The sequence below is a fragment of the Frigoribacterium sp. AC394 genome, from assembly GCF_979258095.1.
In genome coordinates, this window is record NZ_OZ409834.1 from 767,861 (window position 1) to 788,639 (window position 20,779).

A 20,779-nucleotide genomic window follows, 5' to 3' on the forward strand; every position below is an offset into this window, starting at 1 on the left:
GATGAACGATACGCCTCGGCGGAGCGAGGTGCACGCTCGGCAGAATTTCCGGATGCGCCTCGTCGACCGTGCCTCGTCTCGCCACCGTGCCCGGGCCTCCTCGATGGGGGCCGGGGTCGGGTCCCTGGTCGTCGGGTGGCGTCCGAGGCTCGGGGGCGCGTCGCTGCTGGTGCTGCTCGTCGCGATGGCCGGGGGTGCGGACGGGACGGCGGGCGCGGCGGGCGACCCGGTGGGCGGCGCACCCATCGTGACCGTCGGGTCGGTGCTCTGGTCGTGGCCGGTGGCGCCACCGCACCCGGTCGTCCGCCCGTTCGTCGCACCCGAGCACGCGTGGTCACCCGGTCACCGCGGCATCGACATCGGGGCCGCCGTCGGCGAACCCGTGCTGGCACCCGACGACGGCGTCGTGCGCTTCGCAGGCACGGTGGTCGACCGGCCGGTCCTCTCCATCACGCACTCCGACGGTCTGCTGAGCAGCTTCGAGCCGGTCACGACGGAGCTGACCGCCGGCGAGGCCGTCACCCGGGGCGACGTCGTCGGTCTCGTCGTCGCCGGCCACTCCCCCGACGTCGACGCCGTGCACCTCGGCGCCCGCCGCGACGGCGAGTACGTCTCCCCGCTGCTGCTGCTCGGCGGCGGACGCCCGTCGGTGCTGCTGCCGACCCGCCCCGTGGGGTGAGGCGCGCCCGGCGGTCAGGCCCTGGGGTGCGCCGAGCGGTAGCTCTCGCGGAGCCGTTCCGTCGAGACGTGCGTGTAGATCTGGGTCGTGCCGAGACTGGCGTGGCCGAGCAGTTCCTGCACGGCCCGGAGGTCGGCGCCCCCGTCGAGCAGATGCGTCGCCGCCGTGTGCCGCAGCGCGTGCGGCCCGGCGGGGCCGGCACCCGGGATGTCGCCGAGGAGGCGCGCGACCAGTCGATGGACGGCTCGCGTGCCGAGGCGCCCCCCCTCCGATCCGACGAAGAACGCGGTCGTGCCCGGCTCGCCGCCGGCCGCAACGAGTGAGGGCCGCGCCCGATCGAGGTACCGACCGAGCGCCTCGGCCGCGGGCACCCCGAAGGGCACCACCCGCTGCTTCGCCCCCTTTCCCGTCACCCGCACCATGAGCCGCCCGAGGTCGACGTCGGCCAGGTCGGCGCCGACGAGCTCCGAGACCCGCAGACCCGACCCGTAGAGCAGCTCGACGACCGCGAGGTCGCGGCGGGCACCGGGGTCGTCGGTGTCGGCGCGGAGCTCGAGCGAGCGCAGGACGCCGTCGATCTGGGGCTCGGTGAGCACCCGGGGCAGGCGGCTCTCGGCCTTCGGCGCCCGGAGGCGGACCCCCACGTCGACGGCCGTGCAGCCGGTCTCCTCCAACCAGCGGGTGAAGGCGCGGGCCGTGGCCGATCGACGGGCGAGCGTCGCCCGTGCCAGACCGGAGCGGGTCGCCCGATAGAGCCATTCCCGGAGCAGATCGAGGTCGAGATCGGCGACCTGCGGCTCGCGGCCGAGGCGGACGGCGCCGAACGCCACGAGGTCGGCGAGATCGGAGCGATACGACCTGATCGTGTGCTCGCTGAGCCCGCGGCCGTGCCGCAGGTGCTCCACGAAGGCCTCGACGTCGATCATCACGCCAGAGTAGTCATCGGGGCGCCATCGGCGATCCCGTGCCCAGCCCTCGCTCACCCCGGGCGCCGTCGCCGCCACCCTCCCGCCGCGCGCTCCACGAGACCGTCGAGCTCCAGCTCGGTGAGGACCTCGCGCGTGCGATCGGTCGACAACCCGCTCGCGACGGAGACCTCGTCGGTGCTCCGACCGACGCGGGTGCTCAGGGCGTCACGGACGCGGACTCGCTCGGGGTGCTCGCGCGGGTCGGGGGCGGCACCCGCCGAAACGGCGCGCCCGGGAACGAGCTCGAGGACGTCGTCGACGGAGGTGATGCAGACGCCGAGCCCGGAACGGATCAGCGCATGGCACCCCACCGACGACGGCGAGGTGATCGGACCGGGCACCGCGCCCACCGGGCGCCCGAGCGCCTGGGCGTGCGCCGCGGTGTTCAGCGCCCCCGAGCGCCGACCGGCCTCGACGACGACGGACACGGCCGACAGCGCCGCGATCAGCCTGTTCCGCTGCAGGAACCGCCATCTGCTCGGCGTGCTGCCGCAGGGCGACTCGGAGACGAGAAGCCCCTTCTCGACCACCGACCTCAGCAACGTGTCGTGGCCGCTCGGATAGAAGCGGTCCACTCCCCCGGCCATGACGGCGACGGTGGGCCCCTCCGACACCAGCGCCGCGCGGTGCGCCATCCCGTCGATGCCGTACGCGCCACCGGAGACGATCGTGAAGCCCCGGTCGCAGAGCGCGCTGCTGAGATCGGCCGCGACCTGCTCGCCGTACGCTGTCGACGCCCGACACCCCACGACGGCGACCGTCGACGCCACCGCCGGCAGGTCGGCCGCCCCTCGGAGCCACAGCGCCGCCGGCGCATGGTCGCCCAGATCGTCGAGAACCGCCGGCCAGTCGCCGTCGCCGGGGACGACGAGTCGCAGGCCGATGGCCGTCGCCGCCCGGAACGACGACCGGATGCGGACGTGGTCGGTGCGCGGGGCCCAGCGCGACAACGCCCGGGCGATCCGCCGATCGGAGATCTCCTCCGGGTCGATCCCGGCCTGCCGCAGCGCCTGCCCGAGCAGAGACGGATCGCCTTCGGAGACGCGCCGGTCGACCGACTCGAGGACGACGCGCAGGGCGGCGGCCGCCCCGAGGACGCGCCGAGCGAGACCTCCCACGGCGTCGCCCGGCTCGACGACGGCCGACCAGGCGCCGAGGGCGAAGGCGTCGACGGCCCCTGCTCCCTCGCGACGGAGTGGCCCCACGACGGCGGCGAGGTCCACGCTCGAAGCCGTCAGCAGCTCGTTCACGACGACCTCCGGAGCGCGAGGGCGCCCAGCACGTGCGACCGCTCGGGCCGGTCGACGCCGTCGAGGTCGGCCAGCGTCCACGACACCCGGAGCACCCGGTCGTAGCCGCGCATGGTGAGCGCCCCGGTCTCGAGGGCGTGGTCCGCCGGCAGACTCACGGCGACCGGCAGGCGGTTGACGCGCTCGCGCAGCCAGACGCCGGGCACCTCGGAGTTCAACCGCCACGGGGTCGACGCGAGACGGTCGGCCGTCCGCGCCCGCGCCTCCTCGACTCGTCGCCTCGCGTCGGCCGTCGACGGCCGGACGGACTGCTCGGACAGCCGGAAGGCCGCCGAGCCGATCCGCGCGACCCTCAGCTGCAGGTCGATGCGATCGACGAGAGGACCGGACAGCTTCGCCAGATACCTGCGCCGGTGATGCGGCGAGCACTCGCAGTCGCCGTCTCGCGTGCCGTACTGCCCGCAGGGGCAGGGATTGGCCGCCGCGACCAGCTGGAACCGCGCGGGGAACCGCGCGACGGCCCGAGCACGGTGGATCACGGCCTCGCCGGACTCGAGCGGTTGACGCAGGCAGTCGAGCACCGTCCGCGAGAATTCGGGGGCCTCGTCGAGGAACAGCACTCCCCGTGTCGCACGGGAGGCGGCGCCCGGCCGGATGACGCTGCTGCCACCCCCGATGAGCGACGCCGCGCTGCAGGTGTGGTGCGGGCTCTCGAATGGCGGACGACGGTCGAGCGCGCCGTCGACGGGCCGCCCGGCCAGCGATCGCACGCTGCCGACCTCGAGTGCGGCGTCGAGGTCGAGATCGGGCAGGATGCCGGGCAGCCGCGCGGCGAGCATCGTCTTGCCCGCCCCCGGCGGACCCACCATCAGGAGGTGGTGCCCACCGGCCGCCGCCACGATCAGCGCCTGCACCGCGTCGGAGTTGCCGACGACGTCGGCGAGGTCGGGTCGCGGGCCGTCGACGGCCGACGCGAGTCCGATCGGACGCGGTCGCACGATCGCCTCCACCGGCTCAGGGGTCAGATCGGCGCCGTGCCAGATGGCCGCCTCGCGGAGGCTCGCCACCGGGACGATGCGGATCCCGGGGACGAGCCCGGCCTCGGCGGCGTTGTCGCTCGGCACCATGACCGTCTCGGCCCCGGCTCGACGCGCCGCGAGCACCGCCGGCAGGACGCCGTCGACGGGCCGGAGCCTGCCGTCGAGCCCGAGCTCGCCGAGATGGACGACCCGACCGACCGAGACCGCCGAGACGAGGTCGGCCGCCGCGAGGGCCGCCACCGCGATCGCCAGATCGAAGGACGAGCCCTGCTTGGGCAGCGAAGCCGGCGAGAGATTCACCGTCAGCTTCCGTGTCGGCAGGGCGCAGCCCGTGTTCGTCGCGGCGGCCCGTACGCGGTCGCGCGCCTCGCCGAGCGACGTGTCGGGCAGCCCGATGATCATGAAGGCCGGCAGCCCCTGACCCATGTCCGCCTCGACCTCGACCAGCGCGCCCTCGAGACCCAGCAGCGAGACCGCGCGCGTGCGACCGATGCTCATGCGCCCGCCCCGCGCACGTGCTCGATGCGCTCGTGGCCCTGGCACCTCTCGATCGTGATGCCGACGACGTCGATCCTCAGGCCGCGGCCCCGCCCGGGATTCGCTCGCGTCCACGCGGCGGCCAACCGGCGGAGCCGTGCCAGCTTCGACGCCGTGACCGACTCGAGGGCGTGCCCGTAACCCGTACCCGAACGGGTCTTCACCTCGATCACCACCACGTCGTCGCCATCGACGGCCACGAGATCGATCTCGCCCTCGCGGCACCGCCAGTTCTTGTCGACGACGCGCATGCCCTGCGCCTCGACCCACTCGGCGGCCACGTCTTCGCCGCGCCGCCCCAGATCATCCTTCTTCGCCATGTCGGCCTCCTCGACGAGAAGCGTCGCGGAGGACGGCATGGCTCAGGCGCCGTGCGGACCGGACTGTGGAGCGATGCGTGCCCCGGCTGACGGGGGAGGGATCAGCGGACGGGTCTCACTCGTCGAGCGCGAGCTCTTTCGGCAGCTCGAGATCGCGGGCCGTCAGCTCTTCGACGTTGACGTCTTTGAAGGTCAGCACACGCACCGACTTGACGAAGCGATCGGACCGGTAGACGTCCCAGACCCAGACGTCGGTCATGCTCAGCTCGAAGTAGAAGTCGTGCTCGGTGTCGCGGCGGACGAGTTCGACCTCGTTCGCCAGGTAGAACCGTCGCTCCGTCTCGACGACGTAGCGGAACTGCGACACCACGTCGCGGTACTCGCGGTACAGCGCGAGCTCGACCTCGCGGTCGTAGTCTTCGAACTCGTCTTCGTCCATCGAGAAGACATCCTACGCGGAGCGCGAGAGGGTGCCCGGCACGACGGAGGCCCGAGCGTCAGTGCAGCCAGGTCAGGCGATGCAACGGCGACGGCCCCAGCTCGGCCAGCGCGCCGAAGTGCGCAGACGACCCGTACCCCTTGTTGCCCGACCAGCCGTAACCGGGGTGCTGGACGTCGGCCTCGATCATCAGCCGGTCGCGTTCGACCTTCGCGATGACCGACGCGGCGGCGACGGAGGCGCAGTCCCGGTCGGCCTTGACGCGCGTGGTGATGCGCGGCGGGGTCGCCAGCTGCGGCGAGAGGTAGTCGTGGTTGCCGTCGAGGACGACCACGGACCGCATGATGCCCACCCCCTGGTGATGCAGGGCCGTGAGGGCGCGACGACCCGCCAGACCGAGTGCGGCGACGATGCCCATCTCGTCGACCTCGTGGGCCTCGGCGAACCCGACCGCGTGATGCGACACCCAGGCCGTCGCCACCGGGTAGAGCGCTTCGCGGCGCTTCTCGGAGAGCAGCTTCGAGTCGCGGAGGCCGGTCGGCATCTCGATGCACCCGACGGGCACGGCGCCCAGGCCGACGGCGACCGGCCCCGCGATCGCACCCCGACCCACCTCGTCGCAGCCGATGACCCACTCCGCGCCGGCGGCGTGCAGCTCACGCTCGACGTCGAGGGTCGGATCGACGACGACCATCAGTCGCCCTCGCCCTCGCGCTCGATGCCGCGGAACACCTCGGGGTGGTCGTCGAGCCACTGCCAGCGCGTGTACGGCCAGCTGACCACGAAGGCCCGCCCCACGACGTCGCTCATCGGGACGAAGCCCTCGCTCGGCGTCGAGCCGTTGTAGCGGCTGTCTTTCGAGTTGTAGCGGTTGTCGCCCATCACCCAGAGCGAGTCGGCCGGCACCGTCACCGAGAAGTCGTCGCCCGAGACCCGCGTCTCGCCGGGCGGGAGGAGGACGTACGGCTCGTCGAGCGGGACGCCGTTGACGGTCATCTGCCCGAAGTCGTTGCAGCAGGCGACGGTGTCGCCCGGCAGACCGATGACCCGCTTGATGAGGTGGTCGTTGCTGTCTCGCGTGCCGAGACCGACCTGGGTGAGGAACCACGCGAGGCCGTCGGCGATCGGATTGCCCGAACCCGTCGTGACCGGGGCGGTGCCGTCGAGCCAGCCACCCGGATCGGTGAACACCACGACGTCGCCGCGCTGGACGTCGACGACGTCGGGGACGAGCTCGTTGACGATGATGCGATCGTCGATCTGCAGCGTGTTCTCCATCGACCCCGAGGGGATGTAGAACGAGCGGATCAGGAACGTCTTGACCAGGAACGAGATCAGCAGCGCCGCGAGGAAGATGACGAGGATGTCGCGGAGGAACACGCCGAAGCCCCGAGGGCGGTCGTCGTCTCGCGAGGGACGCAGACGGTGCCGATGTGAAGATGTCTTGTTTGTCATTTAACCGCCGAGCTCCCCGCCATCGTATACGGCGGGGAGCTCGGGAGAGGTCTAGAAGGCGATCAGCGGTCGCGCTTCTCCTTGATCTTCGCCTTCTTGCCGCGCAGCTCGCGCAGGTAGTAGAGCTTGGCCCGACGGACGTCGCCTCGGCTGACGATCTCGATGTGGTCGATGACCGGCGAGTGGACGGGGAACGTGCGCTCGACACCGACCTGGAAGCTGACCTTGCGGACCGTGAAGGTCTCGCGGACGCCCTCGTTCTGCTTGCCGATGACGACACCCTGGAAGACCTGGACACGCGAGCGCGTGCCTTCGATGATGTTCACGTGCACCTTGACGGTGTCGCCGGCACGGAAGTCGGGGACGTCCGTACGGAGGCTGGCGGAGTCAACCGCGTCGAGGATGTGCATAGTCGTTCGCTCTCTGCAACCGCCACAGGTCGACTGCCGTTCGTGGTGGGAGACCACCGATTCGTGATGAAGAGGATGTGCGCTGAGATGGCAGACTCCCCTGTGGCAGAGTCGTGCGCAGGCACAAACAGCAAGTGTGCCACAGGCCGGAGCCCGGCCGCTACCGCCGGGTCATCCGTCGGAGCGGCGAGCGTCGCCCTCGCCCCGGGGTTCGATGCGGATCACCGGGCCGTCGCCGCGGGCCGGACCGCGCATCCCGCCGGCGGCCGACGGTCGGCCCCCGGCCGCACCGGCCTGCGCGACCCCGAGACCGGCGACGCGGTCGAGGTCGGCCATCGACGCGGCCACCCGCTCGCCGGTCTCGCGCAGCAGCTGCCAGACCCCGGAGGCGATGAGAGCGATCACCGACGCGATCGTGACGACCGCCGAGAGTGCGAAGAGAGCGGTCGACAGATCGAGATCGCCGCCGGCCACCGCGGTGAACGCCGATGCGGCCCGCGACCCGGCCGAGCTGTCGACCAGGAAGAACCCCAGCGCGAGCTGCGCGACCCAGGCCGTGCCGAGCAGACCGGCGTCGAGCCACGAGACGGCGCGGCCGGACCGCACGCTGCGCCGGGCCACCACGAGACCGGCGGCGACCACCTGACCCACGAAGAGCAGGGGCACCAGGAAGACCTGACCGACGAACTGGAGCCCGAGCGGCACGCCGAAGAAGGCGCGGCCGAACATGACCCAGAGGGGCAGGGCGAACACCAGGGGCCAGAGGAGGCGGAAGAGGACGCGGCGTGCCGTCATGCGGACAGAGTACGGAAGCAGGGTGGGGAACTCCTGCATCGCGTCGGCGGACGGACGCCCGCCAGTCGCCCCGACGGGCGTCAGTCGATCAGATCGGGGCGGACCCGTCGGGTCCGCTCGAGCTGCTGCTCATGCCGCCATGAGGCGATCGCCCCGTGGTTGCCGCTGAGGAGCACCGGAGGCACGTCGAGACCCCGCCACGACGACGGCTTCGTGTAGCTGGGGTACTCGAGGAGTCCGTTCTCGTGACTCTCCTCCGTCAGGCTGGCGGGGTTGCCGACCATGCCCGGGACGAGACGGCCGATGGCCTCGATCATCGCGACGACGGCCACCTCGCCGCCGTTCAGCACGTAGTCGCCGAGACTGATCTCCCGGACGGTGACGCGGCTCGCCGCGTGGTCGACGACCCGCTGGTCGATGCCCTCGTAGCGACCGCACGTGAAGACGAGATGCTGCTCGAGGGCGAGCTCTTCGCCACGGCCTGAGTGAACGGGGTGCCCGCCGGCGAGGGGACGACCATGGTCGTCGTCTCCGGTGTGGACTCGTCACCGAAGACGTGGTCGAGCGCCTCGCCCCAGGGTTCGGGACGCATGACCATCCCGGCGCCCCCGCCGTAGGGGGTGTCGTCGACGGTGCGGTGCCGATCATGCGCGAAATCACGCAGATCGTGCACCGACACGTCGAGCAGCCCCTGCTGGCGGGCCTTGCCCAGCAACGAGATGTCGAGCACCCCGAAGAACTCGGGGAAGATCGACACGATGTCGATGCGCACGGTCAGACCTCGTCGGTCGGCTGCGTGTCGCCGTCGGTGTCGACGAGTTCTTCGAAGAGCCCCGCAGGGGGCGTCACGACGACGACCCCGGCCTCGATGTCGACCGACGGCACCAGAGCGGAGACGAACGGCACGAGCACCTCGCCCGTCGGGGTGGCGACGGCCAGAAGGTCTTGGGCGGGGAGGTGGTCGATGCGAGCCACTGTGCCGACCTGCACGCCGTCGCGCTCGACCCGGAGACCGATCAGCTGGTGGTGGTACCAGGCGTCATCTTCTTCGGGGAGCTGCGCGAGGTCCTGGTCGACCCAGAGGATGGCCTTGACCAGCGACTCGGCGCCGGTGCGGTCGGCGACACCCTCGAAGAACCCGACGGGGTGGCCGTTGTACCAGCGCAGTTCGGCGAGGGTCAGGGTCTTGCCGTGCCACTCGCTGGTCTCGGGGACCTGCAGGGTGAACTCTGCACCCGGCACGAACCGCGTCTCGGGGGTGTCGGTGAACAGCTCGAGCTTGAGGGCGCCCTTCAAGCCGTGCGGCTTGGTCAGTCGCCCGACTCTCAGCTGGGTGGTCTCTTCGGTGCTCACGGCTCAGACGTCACCATCGACGACGTCCACCCGCACGCGCTTGCCGTCGGCCAGAGCCGTGACGAGCGTGCGCAGAGCCTTCGCGGTGCGACCGGCGCGACCGATCACGCGACCGAGGTCGTCGGGATGCACGTGCACCTCGAGCACCTCGCCGCGAGGCGAGGTCGAGGCCACGACCTGCACCTCGCCCGGGTGATCGACGATCCCCCGGACGAGGTGTTCGAGTGCAGGTGCGAGCACTGACTACGCCTCGGTGGTCTCGGCGTCGTCGGCAGGGGCCTCGGCCGGAGCCTCGGCCTTGGCGGGCTTCTCCGACTTGGGGACGAGGACCGGCTTCTTCTTCTCGTCGGCGACGAAGGCCTCTTTCGGAGCCTTGGTCTTGACGGTGCTGACGGCGTCGGCGTCGCCCTGGAACTTGCCCCAGTCGCCCGTGAGCTTCAGCAGCGCGGCGACCTGCTCGGTCGGCTGTGCGCCGACGCCGAGCCAGTACTGCGCGCGGTCCGACTCGACCTCGATGAACGAGGGCTCTTCGGTGGGGTGGTACTTGCCGATCTCCTCGATCACGCGACCGTCGCGCTTGGTGCGCGAGTCGGCGACGACGATGCGGTAGTAGGGGGCACGGATCTTGCCCATACGCTTGAGACGGATCTTGACAGCCACAATTCTCCTGTGTGATGTGATGTGGGCGAGTTGCTAGCCGTGAGCGTGGGGGCACACTCGGCTCGAAAGCTCTGATGGGGTCTGATCGGCCGCCTGATTAGAGGGTCGGGCGGACGGAGACTCGACCCACCATTGTTGCAGAAGATCGACGCGATCCACCAATTCTCGGTGATCGGGTTTCACGGCGCGTCCCTGCGTGACGGCGGCGCGCCTCCTGCGGTCTCCCGACCGGCTCGGCTGGCAGGATGGACGCCGCGCGCGACACCGGACGCCCGCGGCGGACCGACGGAGGGCCTCGAGCATGCGGATCGACTTCACGACCTCGGAGCGGTCGACGCTCGGCATCGAATGGGAGCTCGCCCTCGTCGACCGCGAGACCGGCGATCTGGCCCCGCACGCGCCCGCGATCCTCGCCGACCTCGAGCACCTGAACGACGGCGGCCCCGTGCGACTGACCCACGAGCTGCTGACCAACACCGTCGAGGTCGTCAGCGGGGTCCACCACCGGGTGCCCGACGCGGTCGACGACCTCCGGTCCACCATCGACGCCGTCCACCGCCCCGCCGAGACCCTGGGCGCCGACCTGCTGTGCGCCGGGACGCACCCCTTCGGCCGCTACTCCGACCAGGAGGTCACGCCCGGCAACGAGCGCTACGCGACCCTCATCGACCGGACCCGCTGGTGGGGACGCCAGATGATGATCTGGGGGGTGCACGTCCACGTCGGCATCGACTCCCGCGACAAGGCCCTGCCGATCCTGAACGGCCTCCTGACGTATCTCCCGCACTTCCAGGCGCTGACGGCGTCGAGCCCGTTCTGGGTCGGCGAGGAGACCGGGTACGCCTCGAACCGCGCCCTGATGTTCCAGCAGCTGCCGACCGCCGGGCTGCCCCCGCAGTTCGGCGCCTGGGCGAACTACGAGGAGATGGTCGCCGACATGACCCACACGGGCGTCATCGACCACCACAGCGAGCTCCGCTGGGACATCCGCCCGTCACCGAAGTGGGGCACCCTCGAGACGCGCGTCTTCGACGGAATCGCCACCTTCGAGGAGGTCGGCGCGGTCGCGGCGCTCGTCCAGTGCCTCGTCGACGACATGTCGCAGTCGCTCGACGACGGCGACGAACCGCCGCAGATGCAGCCCTGGTTCGTTCGCGAGAACAAGTGGCGGGCGGCTCGGTACGGGATGGACGCCATCGTCATCCAGAACTCGGACGGCGACGAGCGGCTCGTCACCGACGACCTCCGCGACCTCGTCGTGCGGCTCGAGCCCACGGCCGAACGGCTCGGCTGCCTGACAGAGCTGCGGTCGCTCGACACGATCGTCGAGCACGGCGCGAGCTATCAGCGCCAGCTGTCCGTGTCGGCCCGCCACGGCGGCGACCTCCGCCCGGTCGTCTCGTCGTTGGTGCGCGAGCTCCGTGAGGGCGTCACCCCGCGGGTCTGAGCCGAGGAGGCGCGGCGCGGTCCGCCGAGGACGTCACCCCTGCGCGCGACTCACCCGGGGCGATCGCACGCGACCGACCGAGCCGGCTGCGACCGGGCTGGCTGGCCGGCTGCGATCGGGCTAACTGCGGCCGAGCATCTTCTGCAGCGACGCGAGCTCTTCGGGGGTCGGCGCCTTGTCGCCCTTGCCGCCGCCGAGCCCGAAGCCCGAGCCGGCCGCACCGGGCGAGGCCGCGGGCTTGCCGGTGGCCAGAGCGGCGTTCTGAGCGGCGCGCTTGGCCGGGTTGCCCGCCTTCGAGCCCTTCTTCTTCGCCGCAGGCCGCTTGCCCGCGTACGAGGCGCCGGGGATCGGACCCATGCCGGGGACCTGGGGCACGCCGCCCTTGGCCACGGTCTTCATCATCTTCGACGCCTGCTCGAAGCGCTGCACGAGCTGGTTCACGTCGGTCACGGTCATGCCGCAGCCCTTGGCGATGCGCAGACGACGCGAACCGTTCAGCAGCTTCGGCAGCTGACGCTCTTGAGGGGTCATCGACTGGATGATCGCCTCGGTGCGGACGATCTCGCGCTCGTCGAAGTTCTCGAGCTGCTCGCGCATGCCCTTGGCGCCCGGCAGCATGCCGAGCATGCCCTTGATCGACCCCATCTTGCGCAGCTGCTGCATCTGCTTGAGGAAGTCGTCGAGGGTGAACGAGTCGGTCGCGATCTTCTGCGCGACCGCCATCGCCTCGTCTTCGTCGAACGCCTGCTGAGCCTGCTCGATGAGCGAGAGGATGTCGCCGAGGTCGAGGATGCGGCTGGCCATGCGATCGGGGTGGAACGGCTCGAAGTCGTCGAGCGACTCGCCGGTCGAGGCGAACATGATGGGCCGACCGGTGACGGACGCGACGCTGAGCGCCGCACCGCCGCGGGCGTCGCCGTCGAGCTTCGACAGCACGACGCCGGTGAAGTCGACCCCCTCTTGGAAGGCCTTGGCCGTCGCCACGGCGTCCTGACCGATCATCGCGTCGATGACGAAGAGCACCTCGTCGGGGTCGACGGCCTTCCGGATGTTCGCGGCCTGCTTCATCATGTCGGCGTCGACGCCGAGTCGACCGGCGGTGTCGACGATGACCGTGTCGTAGACCTTGTCGCGCGCGAACTTGATGGCCTGCTTGGCGACCTTCACGGGGTCGCCCACGCCGTTGCCCGGCTCGGGGGCGAAGACGGCGGCGCCGGCCTGCTCGCCGACCACCTGCAGCTGCTGCACCGCGTTGGGTCGCTGGAGGTCGGCCGCGACCAGCAGCGGCGTGTGACCGTCTTTGGCGAGCCACTTCGCCAGCTTGCCGGCGAGGGTCGTCTTGCCCGCACCCTGGAGACCGGCGAGCATGATCACGGTGGGCGGGTTCTTCGCGAACTCGAGACGACGCTGCTTGCCGCCGAGGATCTCGACCAGCTCTTCGTTGACGATCTGCACGACCTGCTGGGCGGGGTTCAGCGCCTTGCTGACCTCGTCGCCCAGGGCGCGCTCGCGCACCGTCGTCGTGAACGCCTTGACGACCTCGAAGGCGACGTCGGCGTCGAGCAGTGCGCGCCGGATCTCCCGGACGGTGCTGTCGACGTCGGCAGGGCTGAGCTTGCCCTTGTTGCGGAGGTTCTTGAAGGTGTCCGCGAGGCGGTCGGAGAGCGTTCCAAATGTGGCCATGGTGACGACAGCTTAACCGACGCCGCGCCTCCTGCGATCGAGTCGCCCCGCCCGGGCGGGGCGGGCCGCGACTACGCGATGAGGTTCTGGACGAAGACGTGCGGGGTGAAGCCGGTCAGATCGCCGATGCCCTCGCCCTGGCCGACGAGCTTGATGGGGATGCCGGTCTGCTCTTGCACGGCCAGGACGAACCCGCCGCGGGCCGAGCCGTCGAGCTTCGTCAGCACGAGACCGGTCACCCCCGCGTGCTCGATGAACGCCTGCGCCTGAGCGAGACCGTTCTGGCCGGTCGTCGCGTCGAGCACGAGCAGCACCTCGGCGATCTCGGTCTGCTTCTCGACGACGCGCTTGATCTTGCCGAGCTCGTCCATCAGGCCGGACTTCGTCTGCAGTCGCCCCGCGGTGTCGATCAGCACGATCTCGATGCCCTCGCGCATGGCCAGCTCCACCGTCTGGTAGGCCACCGAGGCAGGATCCTGGCCGGGCTGCTGCGGGCGCACGATGCGCGCCCCGGCCCGGTCGGCCCAGGTCGCGACCTGCTCGACGGCCGCCGCACGGAAGGTGTCGGCCGCCCCGACGACCACCGACCGGTCGTAGTTGCGGAGGAACTTCGCGAACTTGCCGATCGTCGTCGTCTTGCCGACCCCGTTCACCCCGACCATCAGGACGACCGCCGGGCGGTTGCTCAGCTTGAGGGTGGAGTCCAGCTTCGACAGACGCTCTTCGAGCACCTCGCGGAGCATGCGCTTCAGGTCGGCCGGATCGGTCGTGCTGTAGCGCTGCACCTTCGCGCGGAGGTCGTCGACGACCTGCTCGGTGACGTCGGGGCCGAAGTCGGCCCCGATCAGGGCCTCCTCGAGGTCGTCCCAGGTGGTCTCGTCGATCGTCTTCTTCGCGAACATGCCACGGAGTGCACCGGAGAGGGACCAGGGGGAAGCCATGTGCGCCAGCTTATTCGGCCATCGGCGGACGTGCAGACCGTGCAGAGGCTGTAAGCTCGGCGAGTTGAAGGGGAGTACTCCCGCGCGGTGGCGTCGTCAATACGGAAGAGACCGATCTCGACCCGGTGCACCGGTTCGCAAGCGTTCGAGAGGACGCCCCGCGAGTGGAGGAGACCTTCGGTACCCGCTGCGTACTGGAGGTACGAACATGGACGTCCATTTCATCACCTGGGCGATCACCATCGCCGGCATCATCGGCCTGCTCTTCTTCGACTTCTTCAGTCACGTGCGGACCCCCCACGAGCCGACCATCAAGGAGTCGGCCATCTGGTCGGGTGTCTACATCGGCATCGCGATCCTGTTCGGCGTCGGCGTCGGCGTCTTCTCGAACTGGACCTTCGGCGGCGAGTACTTCGCCGGCTACGTCACCGAGAAGGCCCTCTCGGTCGACAACCTCTTCGTCTTCCTGATCATCATGACGAGCTTCGCGGTGCCGCGGATCTACCAGCAGAAGGTCCTGCTCGTCGGCATCGCGATCGCCCTGCTCTCGCGAGGTCTCTTCATCGCCGCCGGCGTCGTCATCATCGAGAACTTCTCGTGGGTCTTCTACCTCTTCGGCCTGCTGCTCTTCTGGCTCGCCTACAGCCAGGTGCGCGGCGGTCACGACGACAAGGACGAGGCCGACAGCAAGCTGATCCGCACGCTCCGCCGCATCATCCCCACCTCGAAGGACTACGACGGTCAGAAGCTGACCACGAAGGTCGACGGCAAGCGCCTCTTCACCCCGCTCTTCCTGGTGATGGTCGCCATCGGCCTGACCGACGTGCTCTTTGCACTCGACTCCATCCCGGCCATCTTCGGTCTGACTCAAGAGGCGTACATCGTCTTCACGGCGAACGCCTTCTCGCTGCTGGGCCTCCGTCAGCTGTACTTCCTGATCTCGGGTCTGCTCGAGCGCCTCGTCTACCTGGCGCAGGGGCTCGCGGTCATCCTCGCGTTCATCGGCGTCAAGCTGCTGTTCCACGCCCTGCACGTCAACGAGGTGCCGTTCATCAACGGCGGCGAGCCGATCGACTGGATCCCCGAGATCCCGATCTGGTTCTCGCTCGGGTTCATCCTGCTGACGATCGCCGTCGCCACGGTGCTGAGCCTCGCGAAGACCCGACGTGACGCCCGCGCGGCGACCGCCTCGGCCGACCACCCGGGTGTCGCCAGCAGCACCGACGACGACCACTAGCCCCACCCGTCGTGCGGTCGCGCCCCGCGGCCGCACGGCACGGATCCACAGGAACGGAACTCCCCCATGCGCCTCGAACTCATCCGCCACGGTCAGACCGACTGGAACCTCAACGACAAGCTGCAGGGTTCGTCGGACATCCCGCTGAACGAGACCGGACGAGGGCAGGCGCACGAGGCGGCGCGGCTGCTCGCCGGCGTCGAGTGGAGCGCCATCGTGTCGTCGCCGCTCGGTCGTGCTCGAGAGACCGCCCGCATCATCGCCTCCGAGCTGGGCATCGAGCTCGGCGACGCGTACGACGAGCTGATCGAACGCGACTACGCGTCTCACGAGGGTCGCACCCCCGAGTCGCCCATCCCCGACGAGCCCAACGCCGACTACCCCGACATCGAGCCCCGCGAGTCGGTCGCCCGCCGCGGCATCGGCGCCCTCGAGACGATCCGCGACACGCGTCTCCCGCTCGACGGCGACGACGCCCACATCGTGGTCGTCTGCCACGGGACGATCATCCGCTTCGTGCTGTCCGAGATCCTCGGCCGCGAGGTCGGGCACATCGAGAACGCGGCTGCGAACACGGTCGAGTGGGACGGCACCGCCTGGCACGTGCTGAGCATCAACGGCGGGGTCGTCGACACCGACATCGACTGACGAGGCTGAGACGAGAGCACGAGCCGAGGAGGCGCGATCAGGTCGGTCGCGCCTCCTCGGCTCGTCTATGCGACCCGTCAGGGGCCGTCCGGGGCCCGAGGTGCCCCGGACGCGTCATGTCGATGCGGGCCGCCGTCGGCGCAGACCTCGGATCGACGGGCCCAGGGTGCCCTGTGCGAGCACCGACGCGGTCACGAGCAGGGCGACGAGCACGATGCCCCGCACGAGGCCGTCGTAGTAGTAGCTCACCCCGAGCAGCGCCAGCCCGTTCGACAGGATGGTGAAGATCAGCACCCCGACGAGCGTGCCGAGCACGTTCGGTCGGCCGTAGCGGCTGAGCGTGGCCCCGATGAACACGGCGCCGATCGCGTCGAGCACGTACGCCTGGCCGCTGCCCCCGACGAAGCCGTAGGTCCGTGAGGCGAGCAGCACGCCCGCGACGGAGGCGATCGCCGCCGCGACGACGAACGCGGCGCCGAGGGCCGGCCTGGTGGCCCGGCCCGCGATCGTCGTCGCCGTCCGCTGCTCTCCGGCGGCGGTCACGACCCTCCCCCAGCGCGTGCGGTCGAGGAGGAGCCAGGTGACGACCGCGACCCCCGCCGCGACGACGACCGGCAGTGGCACCCCCGCCACGGTCGCGTTGCCGAGGGCGGCGAACGAGTCGGGGGTCGCCGGGCGCCGCAGGTAGATCGGCGCGCCGCCGTCGGTGAGCAGCTGCTGGACGCTCGTGCCGACGAACCAGACGCTGAGGGTCGCCAGGAACGCACGGATCCGCAGCACCGTCACGAGCAGCGCGTTGACCACCCCGGCGAGGGTGCCGAAGGCGACGCCCACCACGACGGCGAACCAGGTCACGTACCCGTCGGCGATCAACGCCGTCGCGCCGAGGGCCGCGAGGTCGACGGCCACGCCGATCGAGAGATCGATGCCCCCGCCCCGGACGACGACCGTCATGGCGCACGCCGCGATGGCCACCAGCGACGCCGCCGACAGGACGGACACGGCGTTGCCGCCGGTCGCGAACGTCGAGGTGAGGATCGCGAAGACCAGCACGATCAGGGCGAGCACGCCCGGGGCGAGGAGGCGGGTCGCCCGGCGACGCAGGCGGTCGGGCTCGGCGGACCCGGGAGCGTGCCGCGCGCCGGGCGCCGGCGTGCTCGGCCCGCCGAGTGGGGGCACGCCGGACGACGGGTCGGCGGATGATCGGTCGACGACGGTGCTCATCGGACGAGCCCTCTCTCTCGGACGGCGGCCAGGGCGAGGACCGCCAGGATGAGCGCCCCCTTGACGACGCCGACCCACTGACTGCCGATGCCGAGCAGCGTGAAGCCGTTGCCCAGCGCGGCGACGAAGACGGCGGCCACGAGCGTGCCGCCGATCGTGACGACGAGCCGACGGGAGAACACCACCGACATGTAGGCCGTGAGCACGATGTCGAGCAGGATCTGCTCGCCCACGTCGGGGACGGCCGCCGCGAGACGCGAGGCGAGCACGATGCCCGCGACCCCGGCGAGCAGGGCGGACAGGACGTAGCTCGAGGCGACGTAGCGCCAGACGGCGATGCCCGTGACCGACGCCGCGGTCGGGTTCTCCCCCACCGCGTAGCTGCGGACGCCCCAGGGGGTGCGCCCGACAGCGAGACCGACGACGACGGCGACGCCCGCGAGGACGACGACCGGTGCCGGGACGCCGAGCAGGTCGCCGTCGCGCAGCCAGCGGAAGACCGTGTCGTCAAGCGGCACCTTGACGTTGCCGGTCGCCAGGTACACGACGCTCGTGATGATGCCGCCGGACGCCAGCGTGACGAGCAGCGGACTGACGCCGAGCACGACAACCGTGCCGTTGACGGCGCCGAACCCCGCCGACACCGCGAGCGCCGCGCCGATCGCCCAGAGTGCGCCTGCGCCACTGGCGGCGACGAGGGCCGCGACGACCCCGGAGACCGCCACGACGGCTCCGCTCGACAGATCGATGCCGCCGCGCACGACGTCGTCGCCGCCGGTGATGACCACCACGGCCAGGCCGAAGCCGGCGATCGCGTAGACGGCGGCCTGCGACAGGATGGTCGCGGCGTTGCCCGTCGTCGCGAACGACGGCGACGCCGCGGCGAGGACGACGAACTCGACGACGACGACCGACCAGCCGAGCAGCGACACCCATCTCGGCGCACCACGGCGCCTGGCGGTCAGGCGTGACCGCTCGATGCTCAGCGCGGTCATGCGACGGCCTCGGCGATCGAGGCGTCGGAGGCACCGGCACCGGCGACGGACGCATCGGCACCCGACGCGACGGCCAGCACGCGGTCGACGCTCGCGTCGGCGTGCTCGATCACCGCTCGCACCCGGCCTCGGTAGAGCACCACGATGCGGTCGGCGAGACCGACGAGCTCCTCGAGGTCGACGGACACCAGCAGCACGGCGGCACCGTGCGCGAGCTGCCCTTCGACCCGGTCGTAGACGGCCTGCCTGCTGCCGACGTCGACGCCGGCCGTGGGCTGATCGAGCACGAAGACGGTCGAGCCGGCGGCGAGCCAGCGACCGAGCACGACCTTCTGCTGGTTGCCGCCCGACAGCCGCCCGGCCACGGCCTCGCCGTCGGCCGGCCGGACGTCGACGTGCTCGATCTGCTCTCGGGCCAGGGCGCGCTCCCGCCCGCGATCCACCCACCCGCCGAGCCGCGAGGTGGCGCGTGGGCTGGCCAGCGCGATGTTCTCGCGCACGGTGTGCCGCAGGATCACGCCGTCGCGGCGCCGATCGCTCGGCACGTGGGCGCCCCCGGCGCGGACGAAGCCGGCCGGGCTGCGGATGCTGCGGGCACCGACCCGCACCGCGCCTCCTCGGTGTCGGAGACCCGTCACGGCCTCGGCCACCACCTCGACACCCGAGCCGACGAGACCCGTGACGCCGACGATCTCGCCGGGGCGGACCGCGAGGTCGATCCCGTCGAGGAGCCCCGCCACGGTCAGTCCCTCGACCACGAGCGCGGGCTCGGCGCCGGCGGGAGCGGGGGTTCGGCGGCGACCGCCGTACTCGTCGACCCGTCGACCGACCATCAGCTCGACGACCCGCTCGAGACGATCCGGCTCGTCGGCGGTCGGGTCGGCCCGCAGATCGACCTCGCCCACGACCGAGCCGTTGCGGAGGACGACGACGCGATCGGCGATGTCGTGCACCTCCTGCAGGTAGTGCGAGATGTAGACGATCGGGACGCCCCGGCTCCGGAGGCGCGCGACGGTCTCGATCAGCCGCGCCACGTCGTGCGCCGCGAGGGGCGCCGTGGGCTCGTCGAGCACCAGCACGCGCGGCTCCGACAGCACGGCCCGCGCGATCTGCACCAGCTGACGCTCGGCGACGGTGAGATCGTCGATCAGCAGATCGGCTCGGATCTCGAGCCCCACGGAGGCGCGGAGGTCGGCCTCGGCCCGACGCCGGAGCGCCCGCGGCGAGACCCAGCCGCGCCGCCCCTCCGACCGGCCGAGGTAGAGCTGCTCGGCGACGGTCAGCCGGCCCGCCTGGTGGCGGTCCTGATGGACGACCCTGATGCCGAGCCGTTCGGCGTCGGCGGCGCTCGCCACCTCGACGGGGACGCCGCCGAGCGAGACGGTGCCCGAGTCGGCGGGGTGGAACCCCGTCAGCACCTTGATCAGGGTGGACTTGCCGGCGCCGTTCTCGCCGACCAGCGCGACGACCTCGCCGGGCGCGACGTCGAGGTCGACGCCGTGCAGCACCTCGACACCCGCGAACGACTTGACGATGGAGCGGAGTGCGAGGGCCGCGCCCTGCGGGGGCGGCGGCGATGCGGACTCCGGCACCGCGCCTCCTCGGCTCTCGGACTCGGCGGTCACAGCCCCAGCTCGACTCGGGTGTCGGCGATGTTCTCCTTGGTGATGAGCACCGGGGGCAGGTAGCTGGTGACCGGGACGTCCGCCTCGTCGCCGCCGAGGAACCTCGCGACGTTGTCGACCGACGTCGTGCCGATCGCCGAGTTCTGCTGAGCCACCGTGGCGGTGTACGACGAGTCGGGGTCGGCGATCAGATCGAGGGCGCCCTGGTCGGCGTCGACGCCGTAGATCTTGATCTCATCGCGCCCGGCGGCGTCGACGGCCTGCGCCGCCCCGATCTGCGGGGTGTCCCAGCACGACCAGATGGCCGAGATCTCGCCCGCGGGGTAGCGCTTCAGGGCGTCGGTGACCTGCTGCTTGGCGTCCTCGATCGTGCCCACGTACTTGTCCTGCAGCTCGGGGGTGATGAGCTCGACGCCCGGGTAGTCCTTCAGCACGAGCGACAGCTCGTCGTAGCGGATGCGGCACGGGGCCACCCCCGGGAAGCCGTTGAAGACGAGCACCTTGCCGGTGCCGCCGATGTCTTCCGCGATGGTGCGCGCGAGGGTCGAGCCGATCTGCCAGTTGTCGCTCGTGACGTTGTTCTCGCTGTACTCGCTGACGTTGTCGATGGTGAAGAGCGGGATGCCCGCCTCGTGCACCTTCTCGAGCTCGGGGGCGAGGGTGGTCGCGTCGCCGAGGATGACGACGATCGCGTCGACGTCGCGCGAGACGAGGGCGTCGATGTCGCTGACGTGCTTGTCGTCCTTCGCCTCGGCCTGCGTGGCGACGACCGTCCCGCCGAGGGCCTCGACGCGGTCCTGGACGTTCTCGTAGACGATGCGGCTGAAGTCGTGGACGACGTCCTTCGCGGCGACGCCGACGGTCTTGCCCTCGAGACTCGGGACGTCCGCCGCGGCCGACGGGGCGGCGGGAGCAGGGACGTCGTCGGCGTCGGCCGTCGAGGTCTTCAGCGAGCACGAGGTGAGCACGAGGACGACGCCGAGAGCGGCGGCGACCACGGAGGCGAGTCGGGCGGGGCGGGTGACGGTCATGGTGTCCTCGGGGTGGGAAGGGTCGACGGGTCGACGGGTCGA

General features: G+C 71.1%; 22 protein-coding genes and 1 pseudogene. 4 read left to right on the forward strand and 19 right to left on the reverse strand.

The genetic code is table 11. The annotated features are described in order from the left end of the window. Positions 1–52 precede the first annotated feature (52 nt). A complete protein-coding gene (locus ACZZY9_RS03470) occupies positions 53–679 on the forward strand; it encodes a M23 family metallopeptidase (protein WP_463462999.1) in 627 nt (208 codons plus the stop codon). Between the two features lie 14 nt (positions 680–693). On the opposite strand, the gene ACZZY9_RS03475 is transcribed toward ACZZY9_RS03470, so the two are convergent. The 13 genes and pseudogenes from ACZZY9_RS03475 to rpsP form a co-directional block, all read right to left on the reverse strand. Next, positions 694–1,605 (reverse strand): tyrosine recombinase XerC, encoded by a 912-nt coding sequence (locus tag ACZZY9_RS03475; RefSeq protein WP_463463000.1) that lies wholly within the window; start codon positions 1,603–1,605, stop codon positions 694–696. A gap of 53 nt (positions 1,606–1,658) precedes the next feature. After that, a complete protein-coding gene (gene dprA, locus ACZZY9_RS03480; protein WP_463463001.1) occupies positions 1,659–2,897 on the reverse strand; it encodes a DNA-processing protein DprA in 1,239 nt (412 codons plus the stop codon). Beyond that, positions 2,894–4,435: a YifB family Mg chelatase-like AAA ATPase gene (locus tag ACZZY9_RS03485; protein WP_463463002.1), complete on the reverse strand. Its 1,542-nt coding sequence runs from the start codon at positions 4,433–4,435 to the stop codon at positions 2,894–2,896. The genes dprA and ACZZY9_RS03485 overlap by 4 nt, the downstream gene beginning before the upstream one ends. Further along, positions 4,432–4,794, reverse strand: a complete 363-nt coding sequence (locus ACZZY9_RS03490) for a YraN family protein (RefSeq protein WP_463463003.1) — start codon at positions 4,792–4,794, stop codon at positions 4,432–4,434. Before ACZZY9_RS03490 ends, ACZZY9_RS03485 begins: the two co-directional genes overlap by 4 nt. Before the next feature lie 115 nt (positions 4,795–4,909). Further along, complete coding sequence (locus ACZZY9_RS03495) at positions 4,910–5,233, reverse strand: DUF2469 family protein (RefSeq protein ID WP_055796429.1); 324 nt, start codon at positions 5,231–5,233, stop codon at positions 4,910–4,912. A 58-nt stretch (positions 5,234–5,291) separates the two neighbouring features. After that, positions 5,292–5,927 carry a ribonuclease HII gene (locus ACZZY9_RS03500; protein WP_463463004.1) on the reverse strand — a complete coding sequence of 212 codons (636 nt, stop codon included), beginning with the start codon at positions 5,925–5,927 and terminating at the stop codon, positions 5,292–5,294. Beyond that, on the reverse strand, positions 5,927–6,688 hold the full coding sequence (lepB, locus tag ACZZY9_RS03505; RefSeq protein WP_463463005.1) for a signal peptidase I: 762 nt from the start codon (positions 6,686–6,688) through the stop codon (positions 5,927–5,929). Before lepB ends, ACZZY9_RS03500 begins: the two co-directional genes overlap by 1 nt. 62 nt (positions 6,689–6,750) lie before the next feature. Further along, complete coding sequence (rplS, locus tag ACZZY9_RS03510) at positions 6,751–7,098, reverse strand: 50S ribosomal protein L19 (protein WP_192058321.1); 348 nt, start codon at positions 7,096–7,098, stop codon at positions 6,751–6,753. Between the two features lie 171 nt (positions 7,099–7,269). Next, the gene (locus tag ACZZY9_RS03515) at positions 7,270–7,893 is read right to left on the reverse strand and encodes a hypothetical protein (RefSeq protein ID WP_463463006.1); all 624 of its coding nucleotides are present in this window, start codon (positions 7,891–7,893) and stop codon (positions 7,270–7,272) included. Between the two features lie 80 nt (positions 7,894–7,973). Then, positions 7,974–8,665: pseudogene (gene trmD / locus ACZZY9_RS03520) on the reverse strand (tRNA (guanosine(37)-N1)-methyltransferase TrmD). A gap of 2 nt (positions 8,666–8,667) precedes the next feature. Further along, positions 8,668–9,246, reverse strand: coding sequence for a ribosome maturation factor RimM (gene rimM, locus ACZZY9_RS03525; RefSeq protein ID WP_463463007.1), 579 nt, complete (start codon positions 9,244–9,246; stop codon positions 8,668–8,670). Between the two features lie 3 nt (positions 9,247–9,249). Continuing rightward, positions 9,250–9,486 carry an RNA-binding protein gene (locus ACZZY9_RS03530; protein WP_192058329.1) on the reverse strand — a complete coding sequence of 79 codons (237 nt, stop codon included), beginning with the start codon at positions 9,484–9,486 and terminating at the stop codon, positions 9,250–9,252. A gap of 3 nt (positions 9,487–9,489) precedes the next feature. Further along, entirely contained in the window at positions 9,490–9,906 is a 417-nt protein-coding gene (gene rpsP, locus ACZZY9_RS03535) for a 30S ribosomal protein S16 (RefSeq protein WP_192058332.1), read from the reverse strand. 301 nt (positions 9,907–10,207) lie between these two features. Here rpsP and ACZZY9_RS03540 point away from each other — a divergent pair, with 301 nt between their 5' ends. Further along, positions 10,208–11,353: a glutamate--cysteine ligase gene (locus tag ACZZY9_RS03540; RefSeq protein WP_463463008.1), complete on the forward strand. Its 1,146-nt coding sequence runs from the start codon at positions 10,208–10,210 to the stop codon at positions 11,351–11,353. Positions 11,354–11,473: 120 nt separating this feature from the next. Here the strand turns inward: ACZZY9_RS03540 and ffh are convergent, their stop codons facing one another. Both ffh and ftsY read right to left on the reverse strand, forming a co-directional pair. Next, positions 11,474–13,036, reverse strand: coding sequence for a signal recognition particle protein (gene ffh / locus ACZZY9_RS03545; RefSeq protein ID WP_192058336.1), 1,563 nt, complete (start codon positions 13,034–13,036; stop codon positions 11,474–11,476). 71 nt (positions 13,037–13,107) lie between these two features. After that, a complete protein-coding gene (gene ftsY / locus ACZZY9_RS03550; RefSeq protein ID WP_055796393.1) occupies positions 13,108–13,977 on the reverse strand; it encodes a signal recognition particle-docking protein FtsY in 870 nt (289 codons plus the stop codon). Between the two features lie 208 nt (positions 13,978–14,185). On the opposite strand from ftsY, the gene ACZZY9_RS03555 reads away from it, so the two are divergent. Together ACZZY9_RS03555 and ACZZY9_RS03560 are read left to right on the forward strand one after the other, a co-directional pair. Further along, positions 14,186–15,214, forward strand: a complete 1,029-nt coding sequence (locus tag ACZZY9_RS03555; protein WP_463463009.1) for a TerC family protein — start codon at positions 14,186–14,188, stop codon at positions 15,212–15,214. 66 nt (positions 15,215–15,280) lie between these two features. Further along, entirely contained in the window at positions 15,281–15,862 is a 582-nt protein-coding gene (locus ACZZY9_RS03560) for a histidine phosphatase family protein (RefSeq protein WP_192058340.1), read from the forward strand. Between the two features lie 114 nt (positions 15,863–15,976). On the opposite strand, the gene ACZZY9_RS03565 is transcribed toward ACZZY9_RS03560, so the two are convergent. From ACZZY9_RS03565 to ACZZY9_RS03580, 4 genes are read right to left on the reverse strand one after another with little or no spacing between them, the layout of a single operon-like run. Continuing rightward, on the reverse strand, positions 15,977–17,086 hold the full coding sequence (locus tag ACZZY9_RS03565; protein WP_463463010.1) for an ABC transporter permease: 1,110 nt from the start codon (positions 17,084–17,086) through the stop codon (positions 15,977–15,979). Beyond that, a complete protein-coding gene (locus ACZZY9_RS03570) occupies positions 17,083–18,081 on the reverse strand; it encodes an ABC transporter permease (protein ID WP_463463011.1) in 999 nt (332 codons plus the stop codon). Before ACZZY9_RS03570 ends, ACZZY9_RS03565 begins: the two co-directional genes overlap by 4 nt. Beyond that, positions 18,078–19,706 carry a sugar ABC transporter ATP-binding protein gene (locus ACZZY9_RS03575; protein ID WP_463463012.1) on the reverse strand — a complete coding sequence of 543 codons (1,629 nt, stop codon included), beginning with the start codon at positions 19,704–19,706 and terminating at the stop codon, positions 18,078–18,080. The genes ACZZY9_RS03570 and ACZZY9_RS03575 overlap by 4 nt, the downstream gene beginning before the upstream one ends. Continuing rightward, positions 19,703–20,737, reverse strand: a complete 1,035-nt coding sequence (locus tag ACZZY9_RS03580; protein ID WP_463463013.1) for a substrate-binding domain-containing protein — start codon at positions 20,735–20,737, stop codon at positions 19,703–19,705. The genes ACZZY9_RS03575 and ACZZY9_RS03580 overlap by 4 nt, the downstream gene beginning before the upstream one ends. Positions 20,738–20,779 lie beyond the last annotated feature (42 nt).